Source organism: Desertihabitans aurantiacus, from assembly GCF_003344635.1.
Lineage (GTDB): Bacteria > Actinomycetota > Actinomycetes > Propionibacteriales > Propionibacteriaceae > Desertihabitans > Desertihabitans aurantiacus.
The window spans coordinates 1-14,659 of the sequence record NZ_QPKK01000074.1 but is presented as its reverse complement, the minus strand read 5'-3'; the positions used below and the strand labels follow the sequence as shown (position 1 = coordinate 14,659).

The 14,659-nt window shown below is 73.4% G+C and carries 15 protein-coding genes; 7 read left to right on the top strand and 8 right to left on the bottom strand.

The window, feature by feature from the left end:
• The 5 genes from DVA66_RS08215 to DVA66_RS08195 all read right to left on the bottom strand — a co-directional run.
• Positions 1-321, bottom strand: a 321-nt coding sequence (locus tag DVA66_RS08215; protein WP_198671590.1) for a hypothetical protein, incomplete at its 3' end; no start/stop codon positions are given.
• Between the two features lie 120 nt (positions 322-441).
• Positions 442-1,887, bottom strand: coding sequence for a sensor histidine kinase (locus DVA66_RS08210; RefSeq protein ID WP_114559639.1), 1,446 nt, complete (start codon positions 1,885-1,887; stop codon positions 442-444).
• 85 nt (positions 1,888-1,972) lie between these two features.
• The gene (locus tag DVA66_RS08205; RefSeq protein WP_114127667.1) at positions 1,973-2,668 is read right to left on the bottom strand and encodes a response regulator transcription factor; all 696 of its coding nucleotides are present in this window, start codon (positions 2,666-2,668) and stop codon (positions 1,973-1,975) included.
• A gap of 72 nt (positions 2,669-2,740) precedes the next feature.
• A complete protein-coding gene (locus DVA66_RS08200) occupies positions 2,741-3,244 on the bottom strand; it encodes a low molecular weight protein-tyrosine-phosphatase (protein ID WP_269801606.1) in 504 nt (167 codons plus the stop codon).
• Positions 3,241-3,627: a phage holin family protein gene (locus DVA66_RS08195; protein WP_114559638.1), complete on the bottom strand. Its 387-nt coding sequence runs from the start codon at positions 3,625-3,627 to the stop codon at positions 3,241-3,243. Before DVA66_RS08195 ends, DVA66_RS08200 begins: the two co-directional genes overlap by 4 nt.
• A gap of 141 nt (positions 3,628-3,768) precedes the next feature.
• Here DVA66_RS08195 and DVA66_RS08190 point away from each other — a divergent pair, with 141 nt between their 5' ends.
• The 6 genes from DVA66_RS08190 to DVA66_RS08165 all read left to right on the top strand — a co-directional run bounded on the left by DVA66_RS08190 (position 3,769) and on the right by DVA66_RS08165 (position 11,722).
• Entirely contained in the window at positions 3,769-4,179 is a 411-nt protein-coding gene (locus tag DVA66_RS08190; RefSeq protein ID WP_157973907.1) for a hypothetical protein, read from the top strand.
• Between the two features lie 151 nt (positions 4,180-4,330).
• Positions 4,331-6,220, top strand: a complete 1,890-nt coding sequence (locus DVA66_RS08185) for an ABC transporter ATP-binding protein (protein WP_114559636.1) — start codon at positions 4,331-4,333, stop codon at positions 6,218-6,220.
• Positions 6,217-8,115 (top strand): ABC transporter ATP-binding protein, encoded by a 1,899-nt coding sequence (locus DVA66_RS08180; RefSeq protein WP_114559635.1) that lies wholly within the window; start codon positions 6,217-6,219, stop codon positions 8,113-8,115. Before DVA66_RS08185 ends, DVA66_RS08180 begins: the two co-directional genes overlap by 4 nt.
• A gap of 105 nt (positions 8,116-8,220) precedes the next feature.
• Positions 8,221-8,982, top strand: coding sequence for an ABC transporter ATP-binding protein (locus DVA66_RS08175; RefSeq protein WP_232821844.1), 762 nt, complete (start codon positions 8,221-8,223; stop codon positions 8,980-8,982).
• A complete protein-coding gene (locus DVA66_RS08170; protein WP_114559633.1) occupies positions 8,964-10,556 on the top strand; it encodes a hypothetical protein in 1,593 nt (530 codons plus the stop codon). Before DVA66_RS08175 ends, DVA66_RS08170 begins: the two co-directional genes overlap by 19 nt.
• A gap of 50 nt (positions 10,557-10,606) precedes the next feature.
• Positions 10,607-11,722, top strand: a complete 1,116-nt coding sequence (locus tag DVA66_RS08165) for a PLP-dependent cysteine synthase family protein (protein ID WP_114559632.1) — start codon at positions 10,607-10,609, stop codon at positions 11,720-11,722.
• A 16-nt stretch (positions 11,723-11,738) separates the two neighbouring features.
• Here DVA66_RS08165 and DVA66_RS08160 read toward each other — a convergent pair whose 3' ends face one another.
• Both DVA66_RS08160 and DVA66_RS08155 read right to left on the bottom strand, forming a co-directional pair.
• A complete protein-coding gene (locus DVA66_RS08160) occupies positions 11,739-12,377 on the bottom strand; it encodes a class I SAM-dependent methyltransferase (protein ID WP_114559631.1) in 639 nt (212 codons plus the stop codon).
• A gap of 23 nt (positions 12,378-12,400) precedes the next feature.
• Complete coding sequence (locus DVA66_RS08155) at positions 12,401-12,976, bottom strand: TIGR03086 family metal-binding protein (protein WP_232821843.1); 576 nt, start codon at positions 12,974-12,976, stop codon at positions 12,401-12,403.
• A gap of 101 nt (positions 12,977-13,077) precedes the next feature.
• On the opposite strand from DVA66_RS08155, the gene DVA66_RS08150 reads away from it, so the two are divergent.
• Entirely contained in the window at positions 13,078-13,488 is a 411-nt protein-coding gene (locus DVA66_RS08150; protein ID WP_114559630.1) for a VOC family protein, read from the top strand.
• Between the two features lie 46 nt (positions 13,489-13,534).
• On the opposite strand, the gene DVA66_RS08145 is transcribed toward DVA66_RS08150, so the two are convergent.
• Positions 13,535-14,659: ATP-dependent DNA ligase (locus DVA66_RS08145; protein WP_114559629.1), on the bottom strand; the 1,125-nt coding region annotated here is incomplete at its 5' end.

Below are 14,659 nucleotides of genomic sequence, written 5' to 3'. Positions count from 1 at the left end.
GGGTGCCATCCGCAGCCGGACGTCGGGCACCACGGCCTCGACGTCGGGACGGTCCTCGACCGCCGCGGCCTCGGCCTCGGTGAGCTCGGCCACCACCAGGATGGCCTCGGCCGGGCTGCCCTGCGGGGTCGGCACCTGCTCGCCGTCGATCCGCTCGGCGACGGCGTCGGCGGCCCGCTCGGTGGTCGCGATGACGACGTAGTCCTCGCTCGGCCCGTCGGCCCGAGCCGGCTGCGGCGCGGCCGTCAGCAGCAGCGCGGCGACGCCGGCGAGGGCGACGGCGCGGGTGCTGCGGGGTGCGCGGTCGGGAGGCTGCGGCACGGGAGCTCCTGGGTACGGCACGAGGCTGCCGATGCCGGTCCCGTCCAGCCGGTCCCGCGCTGATGCTAGGGCTCCACCGCCCCGGTCCGGAAGACCTTGGGACGGGTCGGTCGGGACGGGTCAGTCGGTGACGCGCTGCAGCACCTGGGTCTGCTCGTCGGGGTCGTCCTCCAGCTCGTCCGGGCTGGTGGTCCCGGGCAGCTGCACGGTGAACTCCGCACCGCCCTCGGCGGAGCGTCCGGCCTTCACCCAGCCGCCGTGCCGGGCGACCGTGGTCGCCACGATCGACAGCCCCAACCCGGTGCCCGGGGTGTTGCGCGAGCTGTCGGCCCGGTAGAACCGGTCGAAGATGTGCGGCAGGTCCTCATCGGCGATGCCCGGCCCCTGGTCGGAGATCCGCAGCCGGTCGCCCTCGAGCAGCACGTGCACGGTGCCGCCCGGCGGGGAGAACTTCACCGCGTTGTCGAGCAGGTTGGTGATGGCCCGCTCCAGGGTGTCGGGCTCGCCGATCAGGTAGAGCGGGTTGAGCTCGACGTCGAACTTCAGCCCCGGTCCGCGCCGGCGGGCCCGCTGGATGGCGTTGCTGGTGATCTCGCGCAGGTCGATCGGCTCCGGGGACGGCTCCACCCGGTCCTCGCGGGCCAGCTGCACCAGGTCGCCGACCAGGGTGGTGAACTCGCTGAGCTGGGCGGCGACGTCGCGCAGGATGTCGGCGCGGGCCCCCTCAGGCAGCATCCCGGTGCGGTCGTCGGCGACCAGCAGCTCGATGTTGGTGCGCAGGCTGGTCAGCGGCGTGCGCAGCTCGTGCCCGGCATCGGCGATCAGCCGTCGCTGCCGCTCGCGGGACAGGCTGAGCGAGGAGAGCATGGTGTTGAACGAGCGCGTCAGCTGGGACAGCTCGTCGTCACCGCGGACGACGATCGGGTCGAGGTGGTCGGTCACCGTCACCCGGGCCACCGCGGCCGACAGCTCGCGCACCGGCTGCAGGCTGGAGCGGGCCACGGCGTAGCCGATGAAGGCCGCGCCGACGATCGCGATCGCGCCGAAGATCACCATCACCAGCGCCAGCGAGAACTGGATGTTGGTGTAGGGCTGCAGCGGGCGTCCGATCACCAGCGCGTACTGGCCGCCGTCGGAGACGTCGGGCATCGGCACCGCGACGATCCGGTAGGGGGTGCCGTCGTCGGCGAAGCCGTCGCGCGCGGAGGAGCCCTGCCCGAGCCGGGCGATCGCCATCTCCTCCGCACCCCAGTCGAGGGTGACCCGCTCCCCGGGCACCCGCTGGGTGTGGCCGTCGGAGCGCAGCACCAGCAGGGTGACGTTGATCGAGCGCAGCCGCTCCGGGGCCAGCCCGCCCATGGTGTTGAGATCGGCCGAGACGAGGTCGGAGGTGTAGGAGGCGACCTCGGTCAGCTCGCTGTCGAGCTGCTGGTACAGCGATACCCGGGTGACCAGCCAGCCGGCCAGACCGGTGAGCATCACCGCGCAGGCCACCGCGACCGCGGTGAGGACCGAGATCCGCCGCCCGAGGGTCGGCTGCCCCAGCCACTGCCAGATCGTCCTCATCGGTCCGGACGCCTCCGGCGGGGCCGGCTCGTCGGGTCGGCTCCTGCCCGCCGGAGAGCTGGGTGCCCCACGCTCCGGCACCGGATCACGGTGGGGTCTCGCGCAGCACGTAGCCCACGCCGCGCACCGTGTGGATCAGACGGGTCTCGCCCTCGGCCTCGGACTTGCGCCGCAGGTAGCCGATGTAGACCTCCAGCGAGTTGGCCGTGGTGGGGAAGTCGAACCCCCACACCTCGTTGAGCAGCCAGCTGCGCTCCAGCACCCGCCGCGGGTTCTCCATGAACGCCTGCAGCAGCGCGAACTCGGTGCGGGTCAGGCTGATCGAGCGGCTACCGCGCAGCACCTCGCGGGTCTGGGTGTTGAGGGAGAGGTCGCTGAAGGTGAGGTTGTGCGCGGTGGGGTCGGTGGACTCGGTCACCGTGCCGGCCCGCCGGACCAGGGCCCGCAGCCGCGCCAGCAGCTCGTCGAGGGAGAACGGCTTGGCCATGTAGTCGTCACCGCCGGCGTCCAGCCCGTCCACCCGGTCGCCGACCGCGTCGCGGGCGGTGAGCACGAGGATCGGCACGTCGTTGCCGGTGGAGCGCAGCATCCGCGTGGTCTCCAGGCCGTCCAGCCGCGGCATCATCACGTCCATCACGACCGCGTCGGGCCGGACCGCCGAGAGCCGGGCCAGGGCCTCCACGCCGTCGGTGGCGGTGCTGACCTCGTAACCGCTGTACTGCAGGGACCGGGCCAGGGAGTCACGGACGGCCTGGTCGTCGTCCACCACCAGGATGTGCATGGCGTCCACCCTAGAGTCTCCGACCGACGCCGGACGCCTGCGGCTCGCGCACCGCGCGACCCGGCCGGGCCGTCAGCCGGCGTCGGTGCGGTCGCCCCGCAGGGTGGCGAGCAGGCCGGGCATCGCGGCCTCGATGCTGGCCATGGTGTCGCCGAAGCCCTCCTCGTCGCCGTACCAGGGGTCGGGCACGCCGGCACCCTCGGGTGCGCCGGGGTCGAACTCGGTGAGCAGCCGGACGTTGTCGTTGACCCGTCCGGTGATCTGCTCCATCCGGCGCACGTGCAGCTCCTCCATCGCCACCACCAGCTCGGCCCCGGCGATCTCCTCCGCGTCCACCTGGTGCGCGGAGTGGCCGTCGGCGTCGTGGCCGTGACGACGCAGCCAGGCCCGGGCGCGCGGGTCGATCGGGTTGCCGAGCTCCTCGCGGCTGACCCCGGCGCTGCTGAACTCGACGTCGTCCAGCCCGCCCTGGTCGGCGGCCCAGCTGCGGGCCACCCGCTCGGCCATCGGCGAGCGGCAGATGTTGCCCCAGCAGACGAAGACCACCCGGCGGGAGCCGGTCGGCGACCCGCTCACGCGCGGCCCCGGCGGTTCTTGCGGTCGGGCAGGAAGGCGTTGAGCACGAAGCTGACCACCGAGACGATCAGCGCGCCGAACAGCGCGTTCCAGAACCCGTCGACGTGCCAGCCCAGGTCGAGCAACCCGCTGACCCAGGACGCGAGCCCGAGCATGGCGGCGTTGATGATGAGCAGGAAGACGCCGAGGCTGAGGATGATGACCGGCAGCGTGACGAGCTGGAAGAGCGGTTTGACCACCGCGTTGACGATGCCGAAGATCAGCGCCACCCCGAGCAGCACGAGCACCTTCTGCAGCGTCGAGCCGTCGGTCAGGCTGATGCCCGGCAGCACCCAGGTGGCCACCGCGAGGGCGGCCGCGTTGGCGAGGAAGCGGAGCAGCATGCGGCCATCGTCCCACGCGGCCTCCGCGCACCGGAGCCCTCGGCAGCGGGACCGGGGAGGGGTCAGGGGCTCCCGGACCCACCCCTGAAGCGCCCGCCGACCCGTACCGCTGGCGGCCTCGGAGGAATACTGTCCGGAGTCATGAGCCAGTCACCGTACGGCGTCCCGCCGACGCCGCGTGAGCAGCCGCGTCCCGCACCGCAGACGCGTACGGAGGTGGACGCCGCGCTGGCCGCCCGCCGTGAGCTCGGCCCCGACTACGAGGACGCCATCGCCGCCGGCCTGGCCGAGCGGGTGGAGCAGCTGGCGGCGGCCCGCAGCGCGGAGCTGCAGCAGGTGGCCGCGTCCGGCACCGCCGCGGAGAAGGCGGAGCGGGAGGCCCGCACCCAGCGCTTCGTGCTCGGCATCATCTCCCTCGCCGTCGGCATCCCGATCACCGCGATCAGCGCCGGCGGCGTCGAGCCGGGGCTGCTGGGCGTGGCCGTGTCCTGGACCGGGATCGTCGGGGTCAACGTGGCCGTCGCGCTGGGAGCCCGCCGGCAACGGCGCTGACCGTCGGCGGAGGGGAAGCGCTGCAGAGCCGGTCGTGATGGGCTCCATAAGCGCTGGTTCTTTAACGGGGTTATCCATTTTGACCTTGCTCCCCGGTGGTATTGGATGGAGAGCAAGCCCCATCCCGCACCAGCCAAGGACGGCTACCTCCATGCCTGCGGCCAGCACCGTCATCGCGTCCCCGCCCACCTCCTCCGCACCAGATCCCCAGCGCCCGCTCATCGCCCCGGCACCGGCGCGCAAGCGTGACACCACCTCGCTGTGGCGGCTGCGCACCTACCTCTACCCGTACGGGGCCCGCTACCTGATCATGGCGGTCGCCTCGGTGGTGGGCATCGGGTTCTCCCTGCTCATCCCGCTGTTCACCCAGCGGGTCATCGACGGCCCGATCGCGAACTCCGACCAGCGCGCGCTGCTGGTGCTCGGTGCGTTCGCGATGGCGGTGGGGATCAGCGAGGCGGTCGTGCTGTTCCTGCGGCGCTGGATCGTCGCCCGCGCCAACAACGGCTCGGAGCGGCTGATCCGCACCGACCTCTACACCAAGCTGCAGTCGCTGCCGATGAGCTTCCACGGCCGCTGGCAGTCCGGGCAGCTGCTGTCGCGGATGATGACCGACCTCTCCATCATCCGCCGGTTCGTCGGCTTCGGGATGGTCTTCCTGGTCGTCAACGTGCTGCAGGTCACCGTGGTGCTGCTGCTGCTGCTCAACCTGTACTGGCCGCTCGGGCTGGTCGTGCTGGCCTCGATCGTCCCGGTGGTCTGGCTGTGCCTGACCAACGAGAAGAAGCTCACCCGGCTCTCCCGCAAGATCCAGGACGAGCAGGGCGACGTGGCCTCCAGCGTCGAGGAGGGGATCCACGGGCTGCGGGTGATCAAGTCCTTCGGCCGGTTCGCGCACCTGTACAAGGCCTTCGCCGCCCGCACCGAGACCCTCTACGACACCTCGATCGACCGGGTCCGGGTGCTGTCGAAGTTCATCACCTTCCTCGAGGTCATCCCCACCTGCACGATGATCCTGGTGCTGGGCTTCGGGGCGATGGCCGCCGCGAACGGCGAGCTCACCATCGGCACCCTGGCGGCGTTCATCCTCCTGCTGCTGCAGCTGATCTGGCCGGTGGCCGCCCTCGGCATGCTGCTGGCCATGACCCAGGAGGCGATGACGGCCGCCGACCGGATCGCGGAGGTGCTGGACGCCGAGAACGTCCTGGTCGACGGCTCCGGCGAGATCGAGCGGCCGCGTGGGCACCTGCGCTTCGAGGGCGTGGGCTTCCGCTTCGCCGACGCCGACACCGACACGCTGCACGGCATCGACCTCGACATCGCGCCGGGGGAGACCCTCGCCGTGGTCGGCGGCACCGGGTCGGGCAAGACCACCCTCACCTCGCTGGTGCCGCGGCTGGTCGACGTCACCGCCGGACGGATCACCCTGGACGGGGTCGACATCCGCGACCTGCGGCTGCGCCACCTGCGCACCCAGGTGGCCACCGCCTTCGAGGACCCGACGCTGTTCTCGATGTCGGCGCGGGAGAACCTCACCCTCGGCCGCTCCGACGCCACCGACGCCGAGATCGAGGAGGCGATCGAGGTGGCCCAGGCCCACTTCGTGCACGACCTGCCCTGGGGTCTGGACACCCGGATCGGCGAGCAGGGGATGAGCCTGTCCGGCGGTCAGCGCCAGCGGCTCGCGCTCGCCCGGGCGGTGATCGTCCGGCCTCGGGTGCTGGTGCTCGACGACACCCTGAGCGCCCTCGACATCCACACCGAGGCGTTGGTGGAGGAGGCGCTGAAGCGGGTGCTGCACGACGTCACCGGGATCGTGGTCGCCCACCGGGCCTCCACCGTGATGCTGGCCGACCGGGTGGCGGTGCTGTCCGGTGGCACCGTGGTGGCCATCGGCACCCACACCGAGCTGCTGCACACCAGCCGGGAGTACCGCGAGCTGATGTCGGCGGAGTTCGACCTCGAGGCCGAGTCCGACGAGCTGCGCGACCACGGTCCCGGCGGGACGGACCGGCGGACCCGGGCGGAGGTGGCCCGATGAGCGCGCCGGTGCAGCAGGACCCGCGCGGGGCGGCCCCGACCGGGCGCGCCAGCCGCAGCGGAGCCCGCGACACGGTGGACGTCGAGGCCTGGCGGGGGGTGCGGGCCGAGGGCGCGGAGGACATCGACCAGACCGGCTCGGTCTTCCTCCGCCGCCGGTCCTGGGCGCTGCTGCGCGACCTGATCCGTCCCCACCACCGCGCCCTGTGGATCCTGCTCGCTGTCGTGGTGGCCGCCAACGCCGCCCGGCTGGCCCCGCCCTACCTGGTCCAGCAGGGGATCGATGTCGGCATCCCCTCCCTGGTGGACGACCGGACGGTCGACCCGCTGGTGGTGACGATGGCGCTGATGCTCGGGGCGGTCATCGTCCAGGCGATCGGCAACATGGCCTTCATCCGCGGTTCGGGCCGGGTCGGTCAGCAGGTGCTGCTGGAGATCCGGCGCCGCACCTACCGGCACTTCCAGAAGCTGGACGTGGCCTTCCACGACCGCTACACCTCCGGCCGTGCGGTCTCCCGGCTGACCAGCGACGTCGACGCGATCGCCGAGATGGTCCAGTCGGGGTTCTCCGGGCTGACCACCGCGGTGCTGACCATGGTCGGCGTCGGGGTGCTGATGCTCACCCTGGACTGGCACCTCGGGCTGGTCTGCCTGGCCTCCTTCCCGGTGCTGATGCTGCTGGTTCGCTGGTTCTCCCGGCGCACCTCCGTCACCTACCGCAGCGTCCGCGAGGCCTCGGCGGCGGTGATCGTGCAGATCGTGGAGACCATGACCGGCATCCGCGCCGTGCAGGCCTACCGCCGCGAGGACCGCAACAACGCCATCTTCTCCGGTCTGGCCGACCGCTACCGCGAGGCCAACGTCACCGCCTTCCGGCTGGTCGCGATCTTCATGCCGGGCGTCAAGCTGGTCGGCAACATCACCATCGGCATCGTGCTGCTCTACGGCGGCTGGCGGGTGCTGCACGGGGAGATGACCGTCGGGGTGCTGACGGCGTTCCTGCTCTACCTGCGGCTGTTCTTCGAGCCGATGCAGGAGATCAGCCAGTTCTACAACACCTTCCAGTCCGCCACCTCGGCGCTGGAGAAGCTCTCCGGCGTGCTGGAGGAGAAGCCGAGGGTGGCGCCGCCGCAGCGTCCCACCCCGCTGCAGCGGGCGGCCGGCCACGTCCGCTTCGACGGCGTCGAGTTCGGCTACGTCGCCGACCGGCCGGTGCTGCCCGGGCTGACGCTGGACATCCCGGCGGGTCAGACGGTCGCGCTGGTGGGCACGACCGGGGCGGGCAAGACCACCATCGCCAAGCTGATGGCCCGCTTCTACGACCCGACCAGCGGCAGCATCACCCTGGACGGCGTCCCGCTGCCCGAGCTGACCGACGACGACCTGCGGCGGTCGGTGGTGATGGTGACCCAGGAGAACTTCATGTTCGACGGCACCATCGCCGACAACATCCGCTTCGGCCGTCCCGACGCCACCGACGAGGAGGTGCGGGCGGCCGCGCACGCGGTCGGGGCGGACACCTTCATCGACACCTTCGCCGAGGGCTACGACACCGACGTGGCCAAACGCGGCGGACGCCTGTCGGCGGGTCAGCGCCAGCTGATCGCCTTCGCCCGCGCCTTCCTGGCCGATCCGGCGGTGCTGATCCTGGACGAGGCCACCTCCAGCCTCGACATCCCGAGCGAGCGGCTGGTGCAGCAGGCGCTGCAGACGATCCTGGCCTCGCGCACCGCGGTGATCATCGCCCACCGGCTGAGCACGGTGGAGATCGCGGACCGGGTGCTGGTGCTGGAGCACGGCCAGGTGCTGGAGGACGGCAGCCCGGCCGAGCTCACCAGCACGCAGGGCGGACGCTACGCCGCCCTGCACGAGGCCTGGATCGAGTCCCTGGCCTGACCGGCGGACGGGGCGTGACACGGGGTCGCCGGGGGTGAGGAGCACCCGGCGACCTCCTGACAACCGTCACCGCCGGCGAGCCGATCCGCTGGTTGACTGAGCGGTGTGAACGACATCGCGCTCTCGCTGCAGGGCCTGTACAAGTCCTTCGGCGCCAAGGTGGCCGTGGCCGACCTGCGCCTCGATGTGCGGGCGGGGTCGATGTTCGGCCTGGTCGGGCCGAACGGGGCCGGCAAGACCACCACGTTGTCGATGGCGACCGGGCTGCTGCGTCCCGACGCCGGCCGGGCGGTGGTGCTCGGTGCCGACGTGTGGGCCGACCCGGCCGCGGCCAAGGCCCTGATGGGCGTGCTGCCCGACGGCGTCCGGCTCTTCGACCGGCTCAGCGGCCGGGAGCTGCTGCGCTACGTCGGGCTGCTCCGATCGGTCGACCCACGGCTGATCGACACCCGCAGCGGCGAGCTGCTGGACGCGCTCGGGCTGAGCGAGGACGCCGACAACCTCGTGGTCGACTACTCCGCCGGCATGACGAAGAAGATCGGCCTGGCCTGCGCGCTGATCCACGCCCCGCGGCTGCTGCTGCTCGACGAGCCGCTGGAGGCGGTCGACCCGGTGTCGGGGGAGACCATCCGGGCGATCCTGCGCAGCTACGTCGCCGGCGGCGGCACGGTGGTGCTGTCCAGCCACGTGATGGAGCTGGTGGAGAACATGTGCGACACCGTCGCCGTGATCGCCCAGGGGCGGGTGCTGGCCGCCGGCACCCTGGACGAGATCCGCGCCGGGGAGTCCCTGCAGCGCCGGTTCGTCGACCTGGTCGGCGGCAAGCAGCTCGACGAGGAGGCGCTGTCGTGGTTGCGGTCCTCGTAAGGCTCAAGCTGACGCTGCTCAAGAACGCGCTCCTGCGCAGCGTCCTCAAGGTCGTCGGCCTCGTGCTCGGCGGCCTCTACGGCCTGGGCGTCATCGCGGCGTCCTACGCCGGGTTCGTCGCGTTGCGTGGGTACGGGTCGGTCGAGCTGATCAGCGGCGTCACCGTGCTGGCGTTCTCGGTGGTGACGCTGGGGTGGGTGCTGTTCTCGGTGCTGGTCTCCGGTATCGACGAGACGCTCAGCCCGGCCAAGTTCGCGCTGCTGCCGGTGAGCGCCCCCCGGTTGCAGCCCGGGCTGCTCGTCGCCGGCCTGCTCGGCATCCCTGGCATCGCCACCACCGTCGTCGCGCTCGGGCTGGTCGTGGCCTGGAGCGGTTCGGTCGCCAGCGCGGTCGCCGCCCTGCTCGCGGTGCCGCTGGGAGTGGTGACCTGCTTCCTGCTGTCCCGGCTGGCCACCGACGCGCTGGCCGAGATGCTCTCCACCCGGCGCTTCCGCGATCTCGCCGTGGTCGCGCTGGCCCTGTCCGGGGTCGGCATCGCCATCGGCGTGAACGTGGTGGCCCAGGGCGTCGGCACCGACCCGGCCGCCTGGGGCGCCTCCCTGGAGCAGGGTGCCGAGGTGGCCGGCTGGACGCCGCTGGGCTGGGCCTGGGCGGTGCCGGCCTCGGTGGCGCAGGGGCAGTGGCTGGCCGCGGCGGCGCGGCTGCTGCTGGCGGTGGCCCTCGTGGTGGGCTGCTGGCTCGGCTGGCGGCACTTCCTGCAGCGGCGGCTGACCAGCCCGCTGGAGAGCCGCAGCGGATCGGGCAAGGTCCGTCCCGGCGGTGCGGTGGACCGGCTGTTCGGCACCAGCCCGAAGGGGGCGATCGCCGCCCGGTCGGTGCGGTACTGGCGGCGCGACCCGCGCCACCTGGCCAACCTCGCATCGCTGGTGGTGCTGCCGGCGATGGTGGTGGCCCTGCAGTTCGTCCAGCCCGACCCGCAGGACGTGGTGATCGTGCTGGCCCCGCTCACCATCTCCCTGATCCTCGGCACCGTGGCGGCCTACGAGCTGGCCTACGACGGCTCGGCGCTGGCGCTGCACGTGCACACCGGGGTGCGCGGCCGCGACGACCGGGCCGGACGGCTGCTCGCCGTGGCGGCGCTGGTGGTGCCCCTGCTGATCGTCGTGGTGCTGGTCTGCGTCGCGGTGGCCGGACGCTGGGACCTGCTGGTCGCCAGCCTGGCGATGACCTTCGGCACGGCCCTGGTGGTCAGCGGCGTGGCCAGCTGGATCAGCGTGTTCTGGCCCGGCCACGCCCCGCCGCCGGGGGGCAACCCGTTCGGCAAGGGCTCCAGCGGCGGGGTGGAGGGGCTGCTCTCCTTCGTGCTCATCACCGGGGTGTCGATCGTCGTCTCGGCACCGGTGCTGGCCGCGGGCATCGCCTCGCTGTTCGTCGACGGTCTGGAGTGGCTGGCCCTGGGGCTCGGCCTGGGCATCGGCGCCGCGGTGGTCGCCGGCGGCGTCCTGCTGGGCGGACGCTCGCTGGACCGCCGCTGGCCCGAGGTGATGCGCAGCGTCACCGCCCTGGAGACCTGAGCCCCCGAGCGCCGCTGGACGCCCGGCACCCGGTCGGCCAGAGTGACCGGGTGCCCGCCGCCTGCCTGCCCCCGGACCGCCGCTGGGTCAACGACGCGATCGCCGAGCTCGCCGCCGACGCCACCCGCAGCGCCGACACCCACCTGCTCCGCTTCCCGCTGCCGCGACGCTGGGGTGTCGACCTCTACCTCAAGGACGAGTCGGCGCACCCCACCGGATCGCTCAAGCACCGGCTGGCGCGGTCGCTGTTCCTCTACGGGCTGGTGGGCGGGCGGATCGGCCCGGGCACCACGGTCGTGGAGGCCTCCAGCGGTTCGACCGCGGTCTCGGAGGCCTGGTTCGCCCGGCTGCTGGGGCTGCCGTTCGTGGCCGTGGTGCCGGACAGCACCAGCCGGCGCAAGATCGAGCTGATCGAGTCCCACGGCGGGCGGTGCGTCACGGTGGACCAGGCCGACGCCGTCAACGCCGAGGCCGAGCGGCTCACCGTCAGCACCGGCGGCTACTACCTCGACCAGTTCCGCAACGCCGCGGTGGCCACCGACTGGCGCGGCAACAACAGCATCGCCGCCTCGATCTGGGAGCAGCTGGCCGACGAGCGCCACCCCGACCCCACGTGGGTGGTGACCGGGGCGGGCACCGGTGGCACCTCGGCCACCATCGCCCGCTACGCCCGGCACCGGCGCACCCGCACCCGGCTGGCGGTGGCCGACCCGGAGGGTTCGGTGTACGCCGAGGCCTGGCGCACCGGCCGGCTGGACGTCACCGGACCCGGCTCGCGGATCGAGGGCATCGGACGTCCGCGGGTGGAGCCGTCCTTCCTGCCGCACGTGGTCGACGAGGTCCGCACGGTGGCCGACGCCGACTCCGTGGCCGGGATGCACCTGGTGCACGAGGTGCTCGGGGTGGCGCCCGGCCCGTCCACCGGCACCAACCTGGTGGTGGCCCTCGACCTGGCCGAGCGGATGCGCGACGCCGGGCAGCACGGCAGCATCGTCACGCTGCTGTGCGACCGCGGCGACCGCTACACCGACACCTACTACGACGAGGTGTGGGTGGGCGAGCGGGGGATGGCCGCCGGTGACCGGCTGGACGCGCTGCGCGCCCGCATCGCCGGCGAGGACGACCCCTGGCTCGGCCCGCGGATGCGGGACCCGTCCCCGGCCTGACCGATGGGAGCCGGTCTCAGCCGGGGACGCCTCCGGTGCGGCGGAGGAGCAGGTGGCACTCGGGGAAGCGGTGCATCTCGTCGGGTCGGCTGATGGTCCGCCAGACCTCGGCGAACCCGGCGGCGGCCAGCAGCCGGGCCATCGCGTCGGGGTGCGGTCGCCAGGCCCGGGCGACCTTGTGGTCGAACTCCTCGTGCGGACGCGCGGGGTCGTCCTCGCACTGGAAGGCGACCAGCACCGGGCCGCCGGCCGGGAGCCGGGAACCCCAGACCGCGAACACCTCCGGCAGCTCCTCCGGCGGCACGTGGATCAGGCTGAACCGGGCGATGACGGCGGCGACCGGCTGCTCCGGCGGCAGCGCGGCCAGCCGGGCGTCACCCCGCAGCAGGGTGAGCTGGGGATGCTCCCGGGCGGCGATCGCCAGCATGGCGCTGGACGGGTCGACGCCCACCACGTCCAGCCCGCGGGCGACCAGGTCGGCGGCGACCCCGCCGGTGCCGCAGCCCACGTCGACCACCACCCCGGCGGCGTCCCGGCTGCGCACGGTGTCGGCGAACGCGGCGACGGCGTGCTCCTCCAGCGGCGTGTAGTAGGGGAGCGGGAGCACCTCGTGGTAGGTCTCGGCGAGGACGTCGTAGCCGGGCTGGAGCTGCACCGGCCCAGCCTGCCGTGCGGTGGTCAGGGCGTCCAGCGCGGGTCGCGCCCGGCGGCGCCGAGGGTGCGGTCGAGCAGCGGGGCGTCCTCGGGCACCGGGACCACCGGCCCGAACAGCCCGGCGCGGGCCTGCGGGTCGTCCGGGATCGACGAGCACATCCCGAACGCGGTCTCGAGCGCCTCGGTGTCGGGGGTGTAGGGCAGGCCGGTGGCGACGGCGAGGTCCCACCCGTGCAGCACCAGCTCGTCGGTGACGACCACCGCCATCTCCTCGGCCGGCATCTCGATCCCGCCGGCCACGGTCGTCCCCTCGGTGGCGTCCGGGCGCAGCCACGCCGCGGCCAGGGCGTCCAGCGCGGCCGGCAGGGCGGTGCGCCAGTCGGCGGGCAGGGTGACGGCCGCCGGGTCGGGCGCCGTCCGGGTGGTGGGCCCGTCGACCTTGCGGGCGGCGTCGGCGAAGGCGATCGACAACCCGTGCAGGTGGGCGAGCAGCCCGGCGACGTCGTAGTCGGGGCAGGGGGTGGGGCGACCCAGTGCCTCCGCCGGCACCTCGGCCACCAGTCGGCTCAGCTCGCGGGTCTGTGCGGTCAGGTCGGGCACGGCTCCTCCTCGGGTCATGACGTCCACCGGGTCAGACCCCGCTGCGGTCGCGGACTCATCGGCGGCGATGAGTTCCGGCACCAGGGACGGTCGGACCGGACATGAGCCGCAGCACCGTGATCGCCATGCCCACCACCGACCGGGTGGCCGCCCACGCCTTCTACGGCGCCGGGCTCGGTCTGCCCACCCCCGGCCCGCTGGCCGGGGACGGCGTCCCCGAACCGCTGCAGGTCGAGCTCGGTGAGGGCTGCCGGCTGATGCTGGTGCCTCCCGGAGGGTTCGGCTGGATGACGCCGGGCCGGACGGCCGCCGGGCCCGGCACGGTGGAGTGCCTGCTGAGCCTGCCGGTGGACGCCCCGGCCGACGTCGACGCCCTCGTCGAGCGGGCCCGGGCGGCGGGCGCGGAGGTGGTCGCCGAGCCGGCCGACCAGTCGTGGGGGTACTGCGCGACCGTCGCCGACCCCGACGGCCACCTGCTGCAGGTGATCGCCGAGCCCGCGGCCTGGTCGTGACCGGTCTCGACGACCAGCCCGCCGGCGACGGGGGCGGGCGGCCGGATCACCCGGACGCGAGCGCCCGGACGGTGTCCACGGTGTCGGCCTCCTCCGGCCCCTTGTCGTCGCGGTAGCGCAGCACCCTGGCGAACCGCAGCGCCATCCCGGCGGGGTAGCGGGTGGAGCGCTGGACGCCGTCGAAGGCGATCTCCACCACCTGCACCGGACGCAGCGGGACCACCCAGTCGCCCCGCTCGACCACCCACGGGCTGTCCTCGACGGCGAGGGTGCGGAAGTGCTCGGTCTGCCAGGCCAGCATCTCGTCGGTCATCCCCTTGAAGGTCTTGCCGAGCATGACGAACCCGCCGGTGGCGGGGTCGCGGGCGCCGAGGTGGATGTTGGAGAGCATCCCGCTGCGCCGACCGCTGCCGTGCTCGACCGCGAGCACCACCAGGTCGAGGGTGTGCCGCGGTTTCACCTTCACCCACCCGCGGCCGCGCCGGCCCGCCTCCCAGGGGGCGTCGCTGCTCTTCACCACCACCCCCTCGTGGCCGGCGGCCAGCGCGTGGGTGTCGAAGTCGGCGGCCTCCTGCGGGTCGGACGTCACCAGCCGCGGGACGACCAGGTCGCCGGCCACCGCCTCCAGCGCGGCCGCCCGCACCGAGGCCGGCTCGTCCAGCAGGTCGACGCCGTCGCGGTGCAGCAGGTCGAAGAACCAGCAGGTGAGCACCGGCCCGTCCTGCCCGCCCGCCCCGGCGCGGAGCGCCTCCTGCTCGATCGCCGGCCGGTGCCGGGCCGCGAGTGAGGCGCTCTCCTGGAACGCCACCGCCCGCCCCGCCTGGTCGACCGCCAGCGCCTCCCCGTCCAGCACCAGGCGCTGCGCCGGCAGCGCGCGCACGGTCTCCACCACGGTCGGCAGCCGCTCGGTGATCTCGTCCAGGCTGCGGCTCCACACCCGCACCTCCGCGCCGTCGCGGTGCACCTGGATCCGGATGCCGTCGAGCTTGGCGTCGACGATCCACGGCGGCCGGGTGCCCTCCAGCGCCGCCGCGAGGTCGGGTGCCGAGGACGCCAGCATCGGCCGGACCGGACGCATCACCTCCAGCCGGAACGCGGCCAGCGCGTCCGCCCCGCCGCGCCGGGCCGCCTCGGCCACCGCGGCGGCCGTCCCGCCCAGCATCGCCGCCCG